Below are 2,189 nucleotides of genomic sequence, written 5' to 3'. Positions count from 1 at the left end.
CTTCGATGACCTGGCCCCAGACCGTGTACTGGCGGTTGAGGAACGCGGCATCGTCGAAGCAGATGAAGAACTGCGAATTGGCCGAGTTCGGGTTCTGCGAACGGGCCATCGAGCAGGTGCCGCGACCGTGGTTCGCGTTGGAAAACTCTGCCTTCAGGTCAGGCTTTTCCGAGCCGCCCATGCCCGCGCGGGAAGGCGCGAACGAGGGCTTGCTCGAGTTGCCGAACTTGACGTCGCCGGTCTGCGCCATGAAGCCTTCGATGACGCGGTGGAAGACGACGCCATCATAGGCGCCTTCGCGCGCCAGTTCCTTGATGCGGGCGACATGGCCGGGGGCCAAATCGGGAAACAGTTCGATGACGACCTCGCCCTTGGTCGTTTCCATGATGAGCGCGTTCTCGCGGTCCTTGATCTCAGCCATGTCAGATATCCTTTTGTAAAATGGAACTATTTGTCGGCGGCAATGCGCACTTTGATCATCCGGTCGGGATCGGCAACCGTGCCATTGTCCGCCTCGTCGCCCTTCTTGATCTTGTCCACCAGCTCCATGCCGCTGACGACATTGCCGACGATGGTATATTGGCCATCGAGCGGCGGTGCCGGTGCGAACATGATGAAGAACTGCGAATTGGCGGAGTTCGGATCCTGCGAGCGGGCCATGCCGACCACGCCACGCTTGTAGTGCTCGGTCTGGGAGAATTCGGCCGGCAGGTCGGGCAGGTCCGAGCCACCGGTGCCGACGGCCTGGGCATTGAATCCTTTCTCCATGTTGCCGAACTTGACGTCGCCGGTCTGCGCCATGAAGCCGTCGATGACGCGATGGAAAGCCACATTGTCATAGGCATGATCGCGCACCAGCTTCTTGATCTGCGCTACATGCTTGGGTGCCAGATCGGGGCGCAACGCTATGGTGACGTCGCCCCCCTTCAGCGTGATGATCATGGTGTTTTCCGGGTCTGCAGCATAGGCGGAAACGGACGCGGTCAAGAGACCGGCGAGCACAACAAGGAATGAGGCGAGCCTTTTGAGCTGCATGAGGATTTTCTCCGAGCTTATTTCGCGAATTTTGCGGTGAGCGCACCGGCCACGGCCGCCGGCACGAAGGGACGGATGTCGCCGCCCATCGAGGCTATCTGGCGCACAAGTGTGGCGGTAATGGTTCGCACCGACGGGCTGGCCGGCAGGAAAACTGTCTGCAACTCCGGCGCCATGGTTTCGTTCATGCCCGCCATCTGCATTTCGTAGTCGAGGTCGGTGCCATCGCGCAGACCGCGGATCATGATCGAGGCGCCTTCCCTTCTGGCGGCATCGATCACCAGCCCATCGAAAGCGACCACTTTGATGCGGGCGCCATCGCGGCCGAATTCGGCTTTCGTGGCGGCTTCAATCAACCGCACCCGCTCCTCGAAGGAGAACAGCGGCTTCTTGCCCGGATGAATTCCAATCGCCGCATAGACAGTGTCGGCAACCGCCAGTGACGCTTTCAGCACATCGAGATGGCCGTTGGTCAGCGGGTCGAAGGAGCCGGCGTAAAGGGCGATGCGTTCGGTCATGCCGGAGCTTCTAGCGAGCCTCTCTCACAAAGGCAAATCCGATCGGCAGGCGGCCCGTGAACCTTTTCCGGCACATGAACGACAGATGAATACGCTGATCACGAAGCCTTCACGCAGCGTTCACTAGGTTGCACCCTTAATAAGATGAAACCAAAGCCCCATATATCCGTTGTAAGGCGCAGGAGAACACGCACATGCTGATCTACATGCTCGCCACCGCAATGACCGCCGCCATGCTGATCGCCACAGTATTCGGGCTGCATCAGGAGGCGCAGCGCATCCGCGTCAAGGCAACCACCAAACGCTTCGAAGGCTTCGGCCTGCGCAAGCCGTATCGCCACTACTAAGCTACTGTCGACTTGCTGCCGCGCCGGCCACCAGGCCGGCGTTGCTATGTTAACCAACGACTATTCGCTGTTATCCGGACTGCCGTCAGGCGTCGAACCGGGCTCCGCGCCACCCTCGACCTCTTCCGCTTCCTCGTCCGCTTGTGGCTCCGAAATCCGTTCGACCGAAACCACCTTTTCACCTTCAGCCGTGTTGAAGATGGTCACGCCCTTGGTGGCGCGGCTAGCGAAACGGATGCCATTGACGGGCACACGAATGACGGTGCCGCCGTCCGACACCAGCATGATC

The 2,189-nt window shown here is 60.2% G+C and carries 5 protein-coding genes; 1 reads left to right on the top strand and 4 read right to left on the bottom strand.

Annotation, left to right across the window (positions count from 1 at the left end):
- The 3 genes from EOA36_RS33910 to coaD form a co-directional block, all read right to left on the bottom strand.
- A partial coding sequence (locus EOA36_RS33910; protein ID WP_145969472.1) for a peptidylprolyl isomerase occupies nucleotides 1-421 on the bottom strand: 421 nt, incomplete at its 3' end.
- 26 nt (nucleotides 422-447) lie between these two features.
- Nucleotides 448-1,035 (bottom strand): peptidylprolyl isomerase, encoded by a 588-nt coding sequence (locus tag EOA36_RS33905; RefSeq protein WP_127281065.1) that lies wholly within the window; start codon nucleotides 1,033-1,035, stop codon nucleotides 448-450.
- A 17-nt stretch (nucleotides 1,036-1,052) separates the two neighbouring features.
- The gene (gene coaD / locus EOA36_RS33900) at nucleotides 1,053-1,553 is read right to left on the bottom strand and encodes a pantetheine-phosphate adenylyltransferase (RefSeq protein WP_127281064.1); all 501 of its coding nucleotides are present in this window, start codon (nucleotides 1,551-1,553) and stop codon (nucleotides 1,053-1,055) included.
- Between the two features lie 194 nt (nucleotides 1,554-1,747).
- Between coaD and EOA36_RS33895 the strand changes: the two genes are divergently transcribed.
- Nucleotides 1,748-1,900: a hypothetical protein gene (locus tag EOA36_RS33895; RefSeq protein WP_127281063.1), complete on the top strand. Its 153-nt coding sequence runs from the start codon at nucleotides 1,748-1,750 to the stop codon at nucleotides 1,898-1,900.
- Between the two features lie 60 nt (nucleotides 1,901-1,960).
- Here EOA36_RS33895 and EOA36_RS33890 read toward each other — a convergent pair.
- Nucleotides 1,961-2,189 (bottom strand): DNA gyrase C-terminal beta-propeller domain-containing protein (locus EOA36_RS33890; RefSeq protein WP_145969471.1); only part of this gene is annotated, 229 nt, incomplete at its 5' end.

The sequence above is a fragment of the Mesorhizobium sp. M8A.F.Ca.ET.021.01.1.1 genome (assembly GCF_003998025.1).
GTDB lineage: Bacteria > Pseudomonadota > Alphaproteobacteria > Rhizobiales > Rhizobiaceae > Mesorhizobium.
The sequence above is the reverse complement of the archived record's forward strand: the minus strand, read 5'-3'. Positions and strand labels throughout refer to the sequence as shown.